At 63.3% G+C, this 15,965-nt stretch carries 13 protein-coding genes; 7 read left to right on the forward strand and 6 right to left on the reverse strand.

Translation table 11 applies throughout. From position 1 onward, the window contains the following. Nucleotide 1 precedes the first annotated feature (1 nt). Nucleotides 2-1,531: an efflux transporter outer membrane subunit gene (locus FA94_RS00670; RefSeq protein ID WP_035545891.1), complete on the forward strand. Its 1,530-nt coding sequence runs from the start codon at nt 2-4 to the stop codon at nt 1,529-1,531. 399 nt (nt 1,532-1,930) lie between these two features. Here the strand turns inward: FA94_RS00670 and FA94_RS00675 are convergent, their stop codons facing one another. The 4 genes from FA94_RS00675 to FA94_RS00685 all read right to left on the reverse strand — a co-directional run bounded on the left by FA94_RS00675 (nt 1,931) and on the right by FA94_RS00685 (nt 5,797). Then, a complete protein-coding gene (locus FA94_RS00675) occupies nt 1,931-2,185 on the reverse strand; it encodes a hypothetical protein (RefSeq protein ID WP_035545904.1) in 255 nt (84 codons plus the stop codon). 164 nt (nt 2,186-2,349) lie between these two features. Next, entirely contained in the window at nt 2,350-2,973 is a 624-nt protein-coding gene (locus tag FA94_RS38450) for a hypothetical protein (protein ID WP_156126471.1), read from the reverse strand. 17 nt (nt 2,974-2,990) lie between these two features. Then, nucleotides 2,991-4,484: a DUF6531 domain-containing protein gene (locus FA94_RS00680; RefSeq protein WP_051980245.1), complete on the reverse strand. Its 1,494-nt coding sequence runs from the start codon at nt 4,482-4,484 to the stop codon at nt 2,991-2,993. 434 nt (nt 4,485-4,918) lie between these two features. Beyond that, nucleotides 4,919-5,797, reverse strand: coding sequence for a lipid A biosynthesis lauroyl acyltransferase (locus FA94_RS00685; protein ID WP_035545913.1), 879 nt, complete (start codon nt 5,795-5,797; stop codon nt 4,919-4,921). A gap of 155 nt (nt 5,798-5,952) precedes the next feature. Between FA94_RS00685 and FA94_RS38455 the strand changes: the two genes are divergently transcribed. Beyond that, nucleotides 5,953-6,177 (forward strand): hypothetical protein, encoded by a 225-nt coding sequence (locus FA94_RS38455; protein WP_156126473.1) that lies wholly within the window; start codon nt 5,953-5,955, stop codon nt 6,175-6,177. Between the two features lie 21 nt (nt 6,178-6,198). Here FA94_RS38455 and FA94_RS00690 read toward each other — a convergent pair whose 3' ends face one another. Next, nucleotides 6,199-8,709 (reverse strand): penicillin-binding protein 1A, encoded by a 2,511-nt coding sequence (locus FA94_RS00690; protein WP_035545915.1) that lies wholly within the window; start codon nt 8,707-8,709, stop codon nt 6,199-6,201. Between the two features lie 522 nt (nt 8,710-9,231). On the opposite strand from FA94_RS00690, the gene FA94_RS00695 reads away from it, so the two are divergent. The 3 genes from FA94_RS00695 to FA94_RS00705 all read left to right on the forward strand — a co-directional run bounded on the left by FA94_RS00695 (nt 9,232) and on the right by FA94_RS00705 (nt 12,443). Beyond that, a complete protein-coding gene (locus tag FA94_RS00695) occupies nt 9,232-9,864 on the forward strand; it encodes a hypothetical protein (RefSeq protein WP_035545917.1) in 633 nt (210 codons plus the stop codon). A 580-nt stretch (nt 9,865-10,444) separates the two neighbouring features. Then, the gene (locus tag FA94_RS00700) at nt 10,445-11,125 is read left to right on the forward strand and encodes a PspA/IM30 family protein (RefSeq protein WP_035545919.1); all 681 of its coding nucleotides are present in this window, start codon (nt 10,445-10,447) and stop codon (nt 11,123-11,125) included. A 130-nt stretch (nt 11,126-11,255) separates the two neighbouring features. Further along, complete coding sequence (locus FA94_RS00705) at nt 11,256-12,443, forward strand: tetratricopeptide repeat protein (protein ID WP_035545920.1); 1,188 nt, start codon at nt 11,256-11,258, stop codon at nt 12,441-12,443. Between the two features lie 92 nt (nt 12,444-12,535). Here FA94_RS00705 and FA94_RS00710 read toward each other — a convergent pair whose 3' ends face one another. Next, on the reverse strand, nt 12,536-13,231 hold the full coding sequence (locus tag FA94_RS00710) for a TetR family transcriptional regulator (protein ID WP_035545921.1): 696 nt from the start codon (nt 13,229-13,231) through the stop codon (nt 12,536-12,538). A 145-nt stretch (nt 13,232-13,376) separates the two neighbouring features. On the opposite strand from FA94_RS00710, the gene FA94_RS00715 reads away from it, so the two are divergent. Next, complete coding sequence (locus FA94_RS00715; protein WP_035548954.1) at nt 13,377-14,867, forward strand: flavin-containing monooxygenase; 1,491 nt, start codon at nt 13,377-13,379, stop codon at nt 14,865-14,867. Nucleotides 14,868-14,965: 98 nt separating this feature from the next. Then, the gene (locus FA94_RS00720; protein WP_035545923.1) at nt 14,966-15,952 is read left to right on the forward strand and encodes an alpha/beta fold hydrolase; all 987 of its coding nucleotides are present in this window, start codon (nt 14,966-14,968) and stop codon (nt 15,950-15,952) included. Nucleotides 15,953-15,965: the final 13 nt, after the last annotated feature.

Consider the following 15,965-nt stretch of genomic DNA (forward strand, 5'->3'; position numbering starts at 1 on the left):
CATGGCTACGATCCCCCTCTCCCGCTATCCGCGCATCGTCACGCTGGTCGGCGCTACGTTCGCGCTTGCCGCCTGTTCGTTCGGACCCAACGGCGAGCCGCCCGCGATGCCGCAGCCGGCTCACTACGGCGCCGCCGCACAGCCGACCCAGACCGTGGCCGCGCAAGGCGTCACACAGCAATTCGTGGTCGGCGCGAAGCCGGTGCCCGACTGGTGGAAGCAGTATCAGTCGGACGCGTTGAATGCGCTCGTCGACGAAGGCTTGCGCAACAGCCCGACGCTCGCCGCCACCGACAAGAGCCTGGCCGCCGCGCGCGAGCAGTTGCGCGCGCAGGTCGGCAGTTCGATGCTGCCGACCATCGACGCCGGTGGTCAGGCGACCCGCAATCGTGCGTTGACGATTCCCGGCTTCGGGCCCGGCACGATGCTGTACAACGTCTTCGTCGGGCAACTGGAGGCGCACTACACGATCGACCTGTTCGGCGCCTCGCGGCTCGCCGACGCGGCGCTTGCGTCGCGCGTGAATGTGCAGGCGTATCAGTTCGACGCGGCGCGGCGCGCGCTGGCTGCCAACATCGTGACGGCGGCCATCACGAGCGCCGCGCTGCGTGCGCAGATCGATACAACCGAAAGGCTCGTGACGCTCGCCAACGACCAGGCGCGCGACACGCAGCGGCGCTATGTGCTCGGTGCGGTTTCGCATGCCGATCAGTTGAGCGCGCAACAAAGCGCGGCGAGTCTGTCGGCGAGCTTGCCGGGTCTGCAGCAGCAGTGGTTGACCACGCGTCATGCGCTGGCCGTGCTGCTCGGCCGTACGCCGGACGCCGCGCCCGACGATCTCGTGCTCGCGCAGTTGCAGTTGCCCCAGCAGGTGCCGGTGGTGGTGCCTTCTGAGTTGCTGCGCGCGCGGCCCGATATTCAGGCCGCCGACGCCGCGTTGAAGGCCGCCGCGGCCGATGTCGGCGTCGCGACGGCGCAGATGTTCCCTAGCCTGTCGCTGAGCGCGTCGATGGGACAAGGCGGGTTTAGCTGGCCGGTGGCGCTGTCGGGCGCGGGCGCGATCTGGAGTCTGGGGGCTTCGTTGTCGCAGCCGCTGTTCCACGGCGGCGCGCTGTTCGCGCAGCGCCGCGCGGCGGTGGATACCTACGACGCGACCGTCTCGCAGTACAAGCAGACCGTGTTGGCCGCGTTCCAGAATGTCGCCGATTCGCTCGCCGCGCTCGAGCACGACGCGCAGGCGCTCGACTCAGCGAACGTCGCCGCGCGCTCGGCGCAGGGGATTTTCGAGGAGACGTCCGGACGGTATCGGCTAGGCGCGTTGCCGATCGCGTCGACGCGATCCAGCGAGCAGCAGTTCCGCAATGCGCAGCTCGATGAGATTCGCTATACGAGCGCAAGGTTGACGGATACGGCGGCGTTGTTTCAGGCGATGGGGAATCCGCCAGTTGAGGCGGCGGGTGGCGCTGCGACTTCTGCCAATGCGCCTGCGGCGGCGCTGGTTCCGGCGTCGAGCGTGACGGTGGTCAACTGACTAAACCTGGGATTCCGTACTGACATCCGCTGAGTTATCCCCAGTTTGTGTTGATGAACCTGTTGACAACCTTCTGACAAGCTCGCTAACACGTTGAACGCGCTGGGATTTGTGGGGGCGGTGCGGAATAGGACAGTGGCGTGTCGGCGGTGGATCGTTACGACGCTCAAGCTATCGGCAGCCCTGAATGTTATCCCCAGTTTATGTTGACAGGGTTGTTGATAACTCCTGGGCTAACGGGTTAAGTGCTTGATGCGAATGGCTTTGTTGGGCGCGGTGCGGATGGGGGCAACGGTGGTCAATTTGTGACGCGATCGGCGCGCGGCGAGCGGGTTGATCGGCCCTCCTGACGAGATCGCCTCGCGGCTGAAGGCGGGTTTGAATGCGCCTTCAGCGCTGCTACGGCTTTTTCTTTTTCTTCGAGGCAGTCATGTCCAGACCTTCGGGCGCGAGGTCTGGATACGCTCTCCACAATGGCTCAAGAAGAAGGTATAGCCCTCCAGCGACCTTCCCCGCCTCAGAGCGAAACCCCTCGAATTCGTCTTTTGAACACCGCTCCTGAATTATCCGCGTAGCGTTTTCGACCGATAGGTAAGCGTCCATCAGTTGCTTGCTGACTTCTGACGCGACATGTTTGTCGATTTCCTTATCCATCGTGCTCTCCCTAGCAGTCCTGGTCCGATTTGCACTGGTTCATACATCTGAAAAAACTTACACCATAGTTACCTGTCGGAAAAGTCGTGTCCGCACACCTAACCTGGCAATTTTCATGAATTTCACGGCAACGCTTCGTGATGGGTTTGCCGTACGCACATTAGTTAAAACCGGCATCGGCGTTGTCGTTGCTTCGGAACAGCTGAGCATATAGAACGGCGCGCTTCGACGGGTCGGTCTGTTCCGGCACTAGCACAGGAAACGGCACCTGCTCCTGCGCCGCGATCTGTAACTCGGGCACGTCGCCCTGTACCGGCTGTCCTGTCTGCGTCAATGTAAGCCCGCGATAGAAAAGCTTCCAGCGACCTTGGCGAGCCCAACGGATTCACGGTTGGTCCAACAGGGTCGACACCGTTCTCGTAGTTGCCGATCCACTGATCGACTTCCTCGCTTGATATCGGCTCAGCCGTACCGCCATTTCTGGCGACGCTGCCCGTACGCGATGCAACGCGGCCGTCCGGCGTGTAACTGTAGTCCACCGTCAGGAAACGCTTCAAGCCGGCGGTCAGTACGGTCGCGTCTTCGTTGTAAGTGAAACGGGTTATCCGGCCACGCTTGTCGTAAGTGAAACGTGCCTCTCGACTGTTGCCCGTGACCCGCGTCACGCGATTCGAAGTGTCACGGTCAAATTCGCCGAGAAGCCAATGTGAAACCAATTCCTGAGCGATCTGCAGGTTGCCGGTTTCATCGGTCCTGTACAGCCAGTCTTCGGTTTTGACTCCGTTCACGTAGACCGTCGCCTGCTTCAGGCGATTGTTGACGTCATAGACGGCGCCAACGGTGAGCTTGCTGCCCGTTGCGGTTGCACAAAACCGTTCGCGCCGGTCGAGTCGGACGTGTCGTACTCACTGTATCCCGTGACGTTACCGTTCACGTCGTACACAAACGCGCGCATTTTTCCGGGCGTTGCGACTAGTGATGGATGTAGCGTCGTGGTGTCGGCATATCGCACCGACGTGATCACCGAGCCGCTTGCGCTGTTGACGGCCGCACGGGCTGGTCGGCCCGCCGTGTCGTAAGAATAAGTGGCGGTTCCGTCCGGCGCCGCCTTCTGCAGCAGGTTGCCGTGCGCATCCAGCGTCCGGTTTTCGCTGCCCTCTGCAGTGCTACCACCGGTGAGCCGCAGCATACCAGCGATCGACGCAAACCTGATCGTGCCGGACATGTCTGCCCCGGTGATCGTCGTTGAACCATTGCCATACCCAAACTGGACGTTCCGCGTGACATCGGGATGCGTCGCCGAAACAGCCCGTCCCATCGCCTCATACACCCATGTCGCGATGCGCACGCCGGTTTCGTCAATGACGCCTGTCAGCGCATTCCTGAATCGCGGATCGTCGTACACGTAGCGACGCATGTACCCATCAGGCCATGTCGCGGTGACCAGGTTGCCATTCGCGTCGTACCCGTACTGCGTGAGGCCACCGGACGGATCGGTCATGCGATAGAGACGACCCTGCGTGTCGTACTCGAGCCGGATCGTCAGCAATGCATACCGGGTTGCAGCACCCGCAGTTCGTTGCTCAATCGCGGTGAGCCGCCCCGCTCCGTCGTAAGTGAGCGTACGGGTGAAGCCCGAATGCGTCGCCTCGGACAGCAGGACGCCTTGAGCCGAATAAAATTCCTCGGTGTCAGTGGTCAGATCCTTCAGTACCCAGCCCGCTCCGGCCTGAGCTAACGCTAGCCCGCTGAAAGCCGCCGTGCTCCACTGACCGCCGATTGACTGAAACGTGAGAGGTTGACCATTTGCCCGGTAGGCGACGATCTTCGGTGAGCTTCCGGTCGCGCCAGCGACGTTCAACTGCCGTTGCCAGTTGTTCAGCCATACCGGCCCCATGGCAGTCGCCGACTTCAAAAACGGGGACGACAGGTAGCTGCGCGTAAACGTCAGGGGCACCGCATCGCCACTGCGGAAGTCGCTTTCTACCAGACTCACTTTGCCATTGGCTGGATAGACAGGATCGGCGACCGGGCATGACTCATCCGGCTCAGCCGGCGCGGAACACCACTGATCGATCAGGGCAAGGTCGTTAATACACGCATAGTTGCCCATCCCGCCGGGCGTATTGCCCACCACATCGAGGCGACACGTCTTCGATCCCGGCGTTGCACCGGACTGCGCGTAAAGCGTGAGACAGTCGACGGCATTCGCGCCGAAGGCCACCGTTAGCAACATGAATGCGGCAAGCAGGCGAACCACTATGCCGACCGGCCACTCAGTCATGCTGTAGTTTTTCACCGTCGTTCCTATCAGTCATACCTGTTCGGAGAACAAGCACGCTATAAGGAACGGTGAGGCGCGAGGCGGCGAAAATTCTTAAGCTTCTGCCGTTATTTCATCGATGACAGAACGCTTCCCACGGTGCCTGCATCGGACTTAGGAAACTGCCCACGGGTATGTCATCCGCGAACTGGGTACGACGATGTCAATTGAAGAATAACGATTGGAAACGTACGTGCAAGATAGCCCGCACGCCGTCCAACACGCAGCCCCACAACTTATCCACAGATAATGTTGACAGCCCTGTTGATAACGCCTGGAGATCCCAACTAAGTACTTGAGCGCGCAACGGATTCAGTGCGAGACCCATTTGCCGACGCGGGCGCGTCAAGCGGCACCAAGGCGGCACCCAGGCAGCAGCGCAGTCGCTGCCGCCCCCTCACCACCAACACTCAATAAACCCCCGCCTCTCCCGCCGGCCGGTTCTTGAACCGCTTATGCACCCAATAATATTGATCAGGAATCCGCCGCACCTGCGTCTCGAGAAACTCGGTAATCCTGCGCGCGTCGACGGACACGTCGTCCGACGGAAAGTTACTTAGCGGTTCGAAAATCGTCAGCTTGTACCCGCGATAATCCGGCAGCACTTCCGTCACGAACGGCACGACGCGCGCATTGCCCGCGCGCGCCATGCGCGATACGGAAGTCAGCGTGCAAGCCGGCACGCCGAAGAACGGCACGAACACCGAGTCGCGCAAACCGAAGTCCATATCCGCCGCCAGCATCACCGGCTTGCCCTCGCGCAGCACGCGCAACGCGCGCCGCACGCTGTCGCTGCGCGGAATCATCTCCGTGCCGAAACGGCCCCGCTGACGCCGCGCCATCGCATCGAGCAGCAGGTTCGACATCGGCGTGTAAAGCGACGCCACCGGATGCCGCGTCGAATACATCATGCAGCCCGCCTCGATGCCGACGAAATGGAAGCCGACGAAAATCGTCGGCTGCGATTGCATGTCGGACAGATCGATCGCGCTCTCCACTTCCACGAGGCGCGCGAGCGCCTGCGCGTTACCGAACCATTGCGGCCCGCGCTCCACATAACTGCGAATCACGTGACAGAAATGCGCGCGCGCGAGCCGTTCGCGCGCCTCGTCGCTCATGTCAGGAAAACACAGCTTCAGATTGGTGTGAACGACGCGCCGGCGGGCGCTCGGAATGCGGTACAGCAAGGCGCCGATACCGGTGCCGATCCGCGCGACGGCGCCATACGGCAGGAATGCAAACGCGCGCAACAGACCTGTCATCAGAAAGATGAGGATTCGACTTTTCACTCGGCGTGGACCCGGTGGATGCTAAATGGCGAACACGCCGGCCGCCACGGCCTCACGGCGCGCGACGATCGAAGTGGCATGCGCGTGCGTCAAACCCTGTCCCGCGCCGCGCGTTTTTTCTGAGGTGGACGCTTCGCCCGGGGCGAAACGTAGAGGTGCTGGAGATCGAAACCGCCAGTTATCGGGTGTCCGTTAGGACCCTGTATGAAAGCACCGCAGGCGTGATTAAAACATACTGCGAATGCCGGGCACAAAAACTGCTGGAAGCGGCGCCGCCCCATGCCGTGAAACCCATGCCAGGCGGGCGCTTCGTCGATCTTTCAAAATTTTTCGTGCGCGACCCACCGCAGTGTGGACCGCGCCCGCTTAACGCAACCTGAAGAAAATCCCCGTGGGAGACATCAAGGCTTGTTCGATTCGAACAGATCGAGAATCTGCTTCTTCTCGTTCGACGACACGTTCGGCGGCGGCACCGCCGGCGGCGTCATGCCCGCCGGTCCGACGCCGCCCACGGCGTCGCTCGCGCCCGCAGTCGGATTCGCCGAATCCAGACCGATGCTGGCGACGAAACCGTTGCCCGGCGTCATGTCGGTATAGAACAACTCACCGTCGACCGAGGTCACGCCGTCAGGCTGCGCGGGTTCGGCTTGCGGCACGCCACGCAGCGCGCGCTGCATGTACTCGACCCAGATCGGCAACGCGAGCTGCGCGCCGAATTCACGGCTGCCGAGGCTCTTCGGCTGGTCGTAACCCATCCACGCCACCGCCACCAGCGACTGCTGATAGCCCGCGAACCAGCCGTCTTTCGCGTCGTTGGTCGTACCCGTCTTGCCCTGCAGGTCCGAGCGATGCAGCACGTTGGTGCCCGCGCCCGTACCGGCCGTCGCCACCGAATGCAGCAGGCTGTTCATGATGTAGGCGTTACGCGGTTCGAGCGTGCGCGGCGCGTCGCGGCCGGCCGTCAGCGGCTGCGCTTTGGAGAGCGGCTGGCCGCGTGCGTCCGTCACCTCGGCGATCAGATACGGATTGATCCGATAACCGCCGTTCGCGAACACCGAGTACGCCCCCGCCGACTGCAACGGCGTGACGAGGCCGGCGCCGAGCGCCATCGGCAGATACGGCGGGGTCTTGTCGGCGTCGAAACCGAAACGCTGCGTGACGAAGTCCTGCGCGTACTTGGTGCCGATGAACGACAGAATGCGGATCGACACCAGGTTCTTCGACTTCTGCAGCGCGAGACGCATCGGCATCGGACCGTCCGGCTGGTCGTCGTCCTTCGGCTCCCACGCGTCGCCGCCCGGCGTGCTCGACGGGAAGTACAGCGGCGCGTCGTTGATGATCGTAGCCGGTCCGAGGCCTTTATCCAGCGCCGCCGAATAGATGAACGGCTTGAAGCTCGAACCCGGCTGACGCCACGCCTGGGTGACGTGATTGAACTTGTTCTTGTTGAAGTCGAAGCCGCCCACCAGCGCGCGGATCGCGCCGTCCTGCGGCGTGAGCGACACCAGCGCGCCTTCCACCTGCGGCAACTGCGTGATCTGCCAGTTGCCTTTATCGTCGGCGATGAGACGCACGATCGAGCCCGGCTTGATCTTCGTGGCCGCCGTGGCGCGCGCGCTCAACCCGCCCGCGACGAAGCGCAGCCCGTCGCCGCTGATCGCCACCTGCGTGCCGTCCACCAGTTGCGCTTTCACCAGCTTAGGATTCGCGTCGGTCACCACGGCGGCGATGATCTCGCCGTTGTCGGGGTGATCGGTGAGCGCGTCGTCGATCGCCTGATCGCGGTCGTCGCCCGGTGCGGGCAATTGCACGAAGCCTTCCGGCCCGCGATAGCCGTGCCGGCGCTCGTAGTCCATCACGCCTTTACGCACCGCCTGATACGCGGCGTCCTGATCCGCCGAATCGATCGTGGTCGTGACGTTCAGACCGCGCGTATAGGTTTCGTCCTTGTACTGCGCGTACATCATCTGCCGCACCATTTCGGCGATGTACTCGGCGTGCACGCTGTATTCGTTGCCCGGATTCTTGGTGTGAATCTCTTCCTTCACCGCCTGGTCGTACTGGTCCTGGGTGATGTATTTCAGCTCGAACATGCGCCGCAGAATGTACTCCTGACGGATCTTCGCGCGCTTCGGATTGACCACCGGGTTATACGCGGACGGCGCTTTCGGCAGGCCGGCCAGCATCGCGGACTCGGCCAGCGTGATGTCCTTCAGATCCTTGCCGAAATACACGCGCGCCGCCGACGCGAAGCCGTAAGCGCGCTCGCCCAGATAAATCTGGTTCATGTACAACTCGAGAATCTGATCTTTGGTCAGCGCGCGCTCGATCTTGTACGCGAGCAGCATTTCGTAGATCTTGCGGGTGTAGGTCTTTTCGCTCGACAGGAAGAAGTTGCGCGCCACCTGCATGGTGATCGTGCTAGCTCCCTGCGAGGCGCCGCCGTGCGCGAGGTCGGCAAAGCCGGCGCGCAGAATGCCCAGGAAGTCGACGCCGCCGTGCTCGTAGAAGCGATAGTCTTCGATCGCGAGCACCGCTTTCTTCATCTGGTCGGGAATGTCCTGGAAGCGCACGATGCTGCGCCGCTCGTCGCCGAATTCGCCGATCAGCACGTGGTCGGCCGTGTAGACCCGCAGCGGCACTTTCGGACGATAGTCGGTCAACGCGTCGAGCGACGGCAACTGCGGCCCCATCACCACCAGCGCATAGCCGACAATCAGCGCGCCCACCACCGCGAGCGTGCCCATCAGGCTGGCGAACCAGATCACGAGGGTCAAGCCGATCGAACGGCGGCCGCGCGTGTCGCCCTCGGCCTCGCGCGAAGCCGCATTGCGTCCTGGAGTGCGTTGGTAGGAGTCCCGGTCTTCGCCAGCCGGAGAATTGGAAGAATGCGGTCGTTTGATGATTGGCATGACTGGAATAGTGGGCGCGTAACTGAACGCCTTTCTGCGCGCGCTCGTAGCGCGTGCATGGATCGTGATCGAGCACCGTGGCCTCGGACGCACACCGCCGCGCGGCCCTGTGCCCCCGGCCAGCCGCACGGCGCCCGGGACAGTGTCCGGCGCAACGTAACAGCGCATTTTAAAGAAATCAAGACAGGCCGAAGCGAGTTTTTTTGTAAGAATTCCCTTCGCGTTCCTTGCGCGCCCGCCGCTGCCGCCCTATGCCGCCACGCCTTGCGCGGACGGTCGGGGTTATCAACAGAAACTGTTGAAGGGCCTGTGGGCAAGCTCGCCGGCAACGCTACAAGCCGTTGATGTCACGGGATTTTCATGTCACGCCCGTTCCGCATCGTTGCAACTCGTCATATGATGGGTTCGGCGCGTGCGTCGAACCCGCGCGCTGCCGGCAGTACCAGCAGGCGCACTATCAGACGCACCACCAGACGCACCACCAAGCCGTCCCGCCCATGCCAACAAGTATGCGAGCCGATCATGAACAAGCCCAGCGAACGCATCGTCGTATTCGTCACGACCGCGCAGAAACGCGCGATCGCCGCCACCGCCGAGAATCTGGGCATTAGCGTCAGCGAGTTGATGCGGCGCGCGGTGTTGAGCTTCGGCGCCACCAGCGAACAGGTGAAGGCGGCCAGTATCGTCGACCGCTTGCGCGCCCCGCGCGCGCCGGATGCACTCGACGCCGCGCTGCAGCGGGTCGCGCGCGGCACGCGCCACGCGCGCGCGGCGCTGCCGGCGGCGTTGCAGACGCGTGGCGGCAGCGAAACCGGTGCGTCGGCGGAAGGTGGGGCTTCGGTAAGCGCAGCGGACGCGCTGTCGAATGCGAATGCGGTGCCCCGCAAGCCCGCCGCAGCCGAGCCTGCGCCGTTGTTGCCGGCGGGGGTCGCCGCCGCGCTGGCCGCCGAGATCGACGAAGAAGCTGTGGCCACCGCGGAAGCCGTGGCACGCGTGGCAGCCGCGAAAGCCGCCGCGGTTGAAGCCGCGAGCACGCTGCAGACCGATACGGAAGCGCAACTGCGCAGCGTGCTCAAGCGCCCGCGCGTCGACAGTTCGCGCGACGACGACGATCCCCGCACCGATCCGAGCACCGAAGGCGGCCGCTTCGCCTGACGAAGCGCCTTAGCGTGAAATGGACGTCGCAAATCGCGCATTGGCGCGTCATCCAACGTCATGCTCGGCGCGGTGAAACGCGCGAGCTTTCGATATTGCAAGCTTGACGATTTGTGCCGGCTACCGTCGCGCGAGGTAAAAGCTTTGGGCCAGCTTCGACCCAGCTTATGTCCGCTTATCCGCATCGTCTTTCACGTCGCCAATCTCATCTGGCTGAACAAACTTCTACTCTGCAAGTCAGCACAAACAAGCCGCAGCGCTTCACATCGACGACACCCAAAGCGCGCAAACTACGCGATTCTGTCATCGCGCCCTTTAAGGCGGATTTAAGCGAGCCCGTGGTGTAATATCCGCGGGCGGCTGAATCACTGGCCGCGTGTTCTAACCGTCATCACTATTAGTGTCGGCCATTCGATCCATCGATCGAACAATTTACGGCGCTGCTATTGCAATTGGCGAGCACGCCCCGAACTCCGGTCCGAACGTTGCGCAGCTTCACGCGCAGCGGCGTAAAGTAGCAGTTAAAAGCAGTTGGACGCGCGGATTTATTCAGCGCCGACACCATTCTCTGGAGGTTTTCATGTCGCTATTCGACAGCATTTCGCGCACGCTTAAAGGTCTCCTTAACGACGCAGCCGATTCCGTGCAAGACCCGTCGCGCGACTCGCGCCAGATCGTGCGCGAACTCGACGAGAGCATCGCCAAAGCCGAGAACTCGCTGATCGAGATTCAGGCGCAAGTGGCCACGCAGCAAAGCAAGCGCGATGTTGCCGCGGACAAGGCGAAGAAGTACGAAGACGGCGCGAAGCGCGCGCTGCAATCCGGCGACGAAGCCCTCGCGCGCGAAGCCCTCGGCGCACAAGCCACGGCCGAAGCCGAACGCGACGCGCTGGCGAAAGAACTGACCACGCTCGAACCGTCGGTCGCGCAGTTGAAGAGCCAGATCGACGACATGCGCAGCCGTCGTAACGACCTGAACGCACGCTCGAACATTCTGCAAGCCAAGCAGCAGATCGCGCAGGCGAAAGACGTCGCGGCTACCGCATTGGGTGGCATCGGCGGCAAGAACCTGTCGCAGGATTTCCAGAAGCTGGAAGACAAGGTCGCGCTGTCGAATGCCCGTTCCGACGCGCGTCTGAATTCCGCCGACGCAACGAGCGGCAAGGCACTCGACGACAAGCTCGCGGATCTGAACCGCGGCCCGTCCGTCGAAGATCGTCTCGAAGCATTGAAGAAGCAGATCAATACGCCGGCTCAGTAATTGCGTCAGCAGTAGCTCCTCGCGGTTGCGCATGCAACCGTCGGAGCGCCTGGTAGCCGGTCGCCGGGTTTCCGGCCGCCGGCCACCAGAAACGACTGAAGGAGACGGGCGCCACGCGCCTGGTCCGACCATGAAAAAATTTCTCGCAGGCGCCTTCGCTTCCTTGCTGTTCGTCTCGGCCGCAGCCTTCGCGGTGCCGACGGTTCAGCAGATCGAATCCGCCATGTCGCAGGGCAACTGGCAGCAGGCCGACGCCGGCCTGAGCGAAGTGCTGCAGGCGCATCCGAACAATGCCCGCGCGCGCTATCTGTACAGCCAGGTGCTGGATCGCGAAGGCCGTTATGCCGACGCGCTCGCCCAGGTGCAACAGGCCAAAACGCTCGACCCGCAAATCCGCTTCACCGACCCGACCCGTTTCGCGCAGACCGAAGCGCGCATCCGTAAAGACGCGGAACGTGCGGGCGGCAACTCGGGCAACACGACCGCACCGAATCCGTTCGCGCAACAGAACACGCCGGCCGTGCAGCAGCAGTCGGCGATGGTGTCGCAAGCGCCGCAACGGCATGGTCCGGGCATGGGCATGTGGATCGGCATCATTCTGCTGATCGGCGCGATCGCGCTGGTGTTGCGCTGGACGCTGCGTCGCGCGCGCTCGCAGGACGATACGCGCGCCGACGACGATCGTCGCGTGCAGTTGAAGCGCGCGACCGAGATGCTCAACGCCGTGCGTTCGCTCAAGCTCGACGTGAAACTCTCCACCGTGCAAGGTCACGAGGCGCTGGAGAAAGAAGTCGAAGCGACCGAAGACCAGCTGCGCGGCCTCGTCGAAACGCTGTCGAGCAGCAAGAACCCGGTGCCGCCGTATCAGCTCGACGAACTCGAACAACGCATCGGCAGCCTGCGCGCACGCGCCGACGGCCGGCCCGATCCGTATGCGGCGCCGGCGGCCGCCACGCAACAATCGCCGTATGCGCAGGAAGCCGACCGCTTCGGCAATCCGCCGCAAGCGCCCTATCCGCAGCAAGGCCCGTATCAACAGCAGCCGCAGGTCATCGTGCAGCAAGGCGGCGGCGGCTTCGGCGGTGGCATGGGCGGTCTGCTGACCGGCGTGCTGCTCGGCGAAGCGCTGAACTCCGGGCGTGAGCGGGTGGTCGAGCGCGACGTGATCGTCGACGACGAAACACGCCGCCGCGGCAACGACGGCGGCAACGGCGGCGGCCTCGACTTCGGTCAGGGCTCGAACGACTGGAACGATAACAGCGGCGGTGGCGTCGATATGGGCAGCAACGACGACTCCGGCGGCTGGAACGATACCTGAGCGGCGTAGCCAGTCGGCAAGCTGAAACAAGAACGGGCTCCTTCTTTTGAGGGAGCCCATTTTTTATGCCGGTTTTATTCAGCTAGCGGATTTCACACGCGCACTGAAGCTAAAGCCGAAGCCCTGCCTGATTCATGCTGCGCAAGCAACATCGACCCAGCAAACAGCCTGACGATGAAACGCTCCGCGTACGCAACCAGCGCATCGCGACGCGCCGCATCCGCGCCGATATATTCCGCCGACAGATGAAACAGTTGCAGCACGATCTGCGTGCAGACTTCGTCGACGGTGTCGCGCCCGAGCGTGGGCATCAGTTCCAGTTGCACGACGTCGTCGGCCATTTCCGCCGATACCTCGTGGAGGTTCGCGCGCACCGCCTCGCGCAACGCCGGCGACGTGCCGTGATACTCGGCCAGCGCGCTCAGAAAGGCCTCGCGGTTCTCCAGTGCGAATTCGAAGAACGCCACGCACGCGCGACGCGGCACGCTATGCGGCTCGTCGTGCGCGGCGAGCCAGCGCTCGCGCCGCAGCATCGGCCGCAAGCGTCGGCTCACCGATTCGACCGCCTCGCGCGCGAGGTCGTCGAGCGTGTCGAAATGACGGTAGAACGTGTTCGGATTCAGCCCCGCCTCGCGCGCCAGTTCGCGCAAACCCAGGCTCGCGAAGCTGCGGCCGCCCGCGGTGAGCCGCAATGCGGCTTCAATCAGCTTGCGCTTGCCGGCCGGCAATTCCTGCGCGGCCGCGAGATCGGGGTCGGCGGCGTTCGCCGCTTCGGGGACGGGGTTCATAAGCGTTCAACCACTGCGCGCCATGCGCGTTTAATAGCAGCACTCTAAACGATCTTGACGCCAAGTGTACAGTTGTCTACTCTGCGCGTTATACCGGAGTAGACATGTGTAGACTCCCGAACTTCGTTCCATGCCGGAGATCACCGTGACGCCCGCCTCTTCCACTCCCTCCGCCGCGCCGCGCATTGCTATCGTCGGCAGCGGCTTTGCCGGCATCGGCATGGCGATCCGTCTGCTGCAAATGGGGATTACGTCGTTCACCGTGTACGAAGCGGCCGCCGACATAGGCGGTACGTGGCGTGACAACACCTATCCCGGCGCGGCGTGCGATGTGCCGTCGCATCTCTATTCGTTTTCGTTCGAGCCGAACCCGGCCTGGTCGCGCGCGTTCGGCGGCCAGGCGGAAATTCTCGACTATCTGAAGCATTGCGCGCGCAAGTACGGCGTGGATCGCTACGTGCGTTGCAACGCGCCCGTGGCCGCCGCCCGCTTCGATGCAACGCGCCAGGTGTGGCACGTCGAGATCGACGCGCACGGCGCGCGTGAAACCATCGAAGCGGATGTGGTGATCGCCGCGAGCGGCCCGCTTTCGCGTCCGGCGATGCCGCGGATCGCCGGGCTCGAGCAGTTCGAAGGCAAGCTGTTTCATTCGGCGCGCTGGGACCACGCGTATCCGCTCGAAGGCAAACGCGTCGCCGTGATCGGCACCGGCGCGAGCGCGATCCAGTTCGTGCCGCGAATCCAGCCGCGCGTTGCGCAACTCGAACTCTTCCAGCGCACCGCGCCGTGGATCATGCCGAAACCGGACAAGCCGGTCGGCCCGCGCGCGCACTGGCTGTTCCGGCATCTGCCGTTCACGCAGCGATTCGTGCGCAGCGCGATTTACTGGCAACTCGAATCGCGCGCCATTGCGTTCGTGGTCAATCCGAAGCTGATGAAAATGCCGATGAAGTTCGGCCTCAGCTATCTCGAACGACGCGTGCCGGACCCGACGCTGCGCGCCAAACTCACGCCGAACTACCGGCTCGGCTGCAAGCGCGTGCTGCTGTCGAGCGATTACTACCCGGCGCTCGGCAAACCGAATGTCGACGTGGTCACGACCGGCATCCGCGAAGTCGTCGCCGACGGCATCGTGACCGAAGATGGTGTGCTGCATCGTGCCGACGCGATCATCTGCGGCACGGGTTTCCAGGTCAACGACGTCGGCGCGCCGTTCGACGTGACCGGTCTCGATGGCGCGGATCTCGGCGCGATGTGGCTGCGCGACGGTCCGGAAGCGTACCTCGGCGTGAGCGTCGCGGACTTCCCGAACTTCTTCATGATCGTCGGCCCGAACACCGGGCTCGGTCATAACTCGATGATCTACATGATCGAGTCGCAAGTGCAATACATCGCCGATTGTCTGCGCGAACTGCGCCGGCGCAAAGCACGCACGATGAATCTACGGTCCGACGTGCAACGCGATTTCAATGCGCGCTTGCAGAAGGAGATGCAGCACTCGGTGTGGGTCAGCGGCTGTCATAGCTGGTATCAGACGAAAAGCGGCAAGGTGACCGCGCTGTGGCCGGGGTTCACGTTCAGCTTCCGCAAGCGTACCCGGCGCGTGCGGCCGGGCGAATATCGCTTCGCGCGGTGAGGCTGCGGGCGGCGGCGGCTTAACGCATTCGAAGCATTCGAAGCAAGCAAAGCATTCGAACCAGTGGGACTAGTCGAACAACAAGGGAGACAAGCATCATGGCAAGCGTCGAATCCACCTCACCCGCCACCGCGCCGCTGCCGCCGCGCTCGCTCGCCGCGCGCCTCGGCTTGACCAGCGTGCCGCGCGATGAATTGCGCCGCCGCTACACGCAACCCGGCTCGCAGTTCGTCGAGATCATGGGCGCCGACGTGCACTACATCGACGAAGGCAGCGGCGACACGATCGTGATGATCCATGGTTTCGCGTCGTCGCTGCATACGTGGAACCGTGTCGCCGATGAACTCAAGCGCGGGCATCGGGTGATTCGTCTCGATCTGCCGCCGTTCGGCGTCACCGGCCCGCTGCGTTCCAGCAGCGGCGAAATCGAGACGATGAACCTGCCGACTTATCGCCGCTTCATCGACACGTTCATGCAGGCGCTCGGCATTGCGCGCGCGACCTTGATCGGCAACTCGCTCGGCGGGCTGATTTCGTGGGACTACGCGGTGCGCCACCGCGACGCCGTCGAGCGTCTGGTGCTGATCGATTCCGCTGGCTTTCCGATGAAGCTGCCGATTTACATCGACCTGTTCAATCACGCGCTGGTGCGGCTGAGTTCGCCGTGGTGGCTGCCCGAAGCCATTGTCAAAAGCGCGGTGCGCAACGTGTACGGCGATCCGCGCAAGATCGACGCGGTGACGATGCGGCGCTACGTCGATTTCTTTCACGCCGAGGGCGCGCGCACCGCGATCGGCAAGATGGTGCCGACACTCGACTTCAACGAGGTCGACACGGAGGTGCTCAGAACGCTCGACGTGCCCACGCTGGTGCTGTGGGGCGCCAAGGACCGCTGGATTCCGCCCGCACACGCGAGCGAGTTCGCGAGCCGTATTCCGGGCGCTAAATCGGTGATGTATCCGGGGCTCGGGCACATTCCGATGGAAGAGGCGCCCGGGCGCGTGATGACCGATTTGCGCGCGTTTCTCGGCACGCCTGGCGCAGGTGTTTCGATTGACGAAGACAGTCGTCGCGCGCCGGCCTGAACGTCATCCCGGT

It is taken from the genome of Burkholderia sp. 9120, assembly GCF_000745015.1.
Taxonomy (GTDB): Bacteria; Pseudomonadota; Gammaproteobacteria; order Burkholderiales; family Burkholderiaceae; genus Paraburkholderia.